The sequence below is a fragment of the Nocardioides segetis genome, assembly GCF_051390595.1.
In the GTDB taxonomy this organism is placed as follows: Bacteria; Actinomycetota; Actinomycetes; order Propionibacteriales; family Nocardioidaceae; genus Nocardioides.
In genome coordinates, this window is record NZ_JBNINR010000036.1 from 1 (window position 1) to 1,416 (window position 1,416).

The following is a 1,416-nucleotide window of genomic DNA, read 5'->3' on the forward strand; positions in this document are numbered from 1 at the left end:
CGGTGACAAGAGAGTCCCCTGGAGTGGTGGGGTTTGAGGACCGGCGGCGGGGCTTCATGACGTAGGCGGCCATCGGCGGGATCTTCGGTGTGAAACGACCAAGTCACGCACTGAAGAAGGAGCCCATCCGATGGCCTTGTCCCAGTCTGCCCTGTCCGAGTTGCTCGACGCGTTCCGCACCGGCGATGGCGTCGACATGATCCGCGAGTCGGTCCGCACCGTGCTCCAAGAACTCGTCGAGTTCGAAGCCGCCGGCGTGATCGGCGCGGAGCGCTACGAGCGCACCGAGGACCGCGTCGCCGAACGCAACGGCACCCGCCCCAAGCTGCTGGCCACCAAGGCCGGCGACATCGAGCTGCGCATCCCCAAGCTCCGCAAGGGCTCGTACTTCCCGAGCATCCTCGAGCCCCGACGTCGGATCGACCAGGCTCTGTACGCGGTCGTGATGGAGGCATACGTCCACGGCGTCTCGACCCGCAGCGTCGATGACCTGGTCGTTGCTCTTGGCGCCGACAGTGGGATCAGCAAGTCCGAGGTCTCCCGCATCTGCGAGCAGCTCGACGAGGTCGTCGGCGCGTTCCGGACCCGGCCGCTGGACCATACGCCCTTCCCGTACGTCTACCTCGATGCGACCTACCTCCACGTCCGCAACAAGCCCGGCAAGGGCGGCCAGGTCGTCTCGATGGCCGTGGTCGTGGCGACTGGGATCGCCGCTGACGGCTCCCGCGAGGTCCTCGGACTCGACGTCGGGGACAGCGAGGACGAGACGTTCTGGCGGGCGTTCCTGCTGTCGCTGAAGCAGCGCGGCCTGTCCGGCGTGAAGCTGGTCATCAGCGACCAGCACTCCGGTCTCGTGAAGGCACTCAAGCGGTCCTTCCAAGGCTCCGCGCACCAGCGGTGCCGGGTCCACTTCGCCCGCAACCTCTTGGCACACGTGCCCAAGACCCACGCCGACATGGTCGCCGCGGTGTTCCGCACGATCTTCGCCCAGCCCGACCCCGAAGCCGTGGCCGCCGCGTGGGACGAGGTCCGTGACCAGCTCGCGGCTTCGTTCCCGAAGGTCGGTCCGTTGATGGATGAGGCCAAGGCCGAGGTGCTGGCGTTCACCGCCTTCCCGAAGGCCCACTGGCGCAAGATCTGGTCCACCAACCCGCTGGAGCGGGTCAACAAGGAGATCAAGCGCCGCAGCCGCGTCGTCGGGATCTTCCCCAACGCCGCCGCCGTGATCCGACTGGTCGGCGCGGTTCTCATCGACATGCACGACGAGTGGATCGCCGGCGACCGCCGCTACCTCTCAGAGGAGTCCATGGCGCTGCTCAACGACCCCATGGATACTGGTGATCACGCCGCCATCGAGAGCGGCGAGTAGGGCACCGAGGATCACCTCAAAGCCCACCACCCCGCGGGGCTCTGTCC

General features: G+C 67.3%; 1 protein-coding gene. It reads left to right on the forward strand.

Translation table 11 applies throughout. The features are described from left to right. The first annotated feature begins 130 nt into the window (after positions 1-130). Entirely contained in the window at positions 131-1,369 is a 1,239-nt protein-coding gene (locus ACPZVR_RS25370) for an IS256 family transposase (RefSeq protein ID WP_436702475.1), read from the forward strand. Positions 1,370-1,416: the final 47 nt, after the last annotated feature.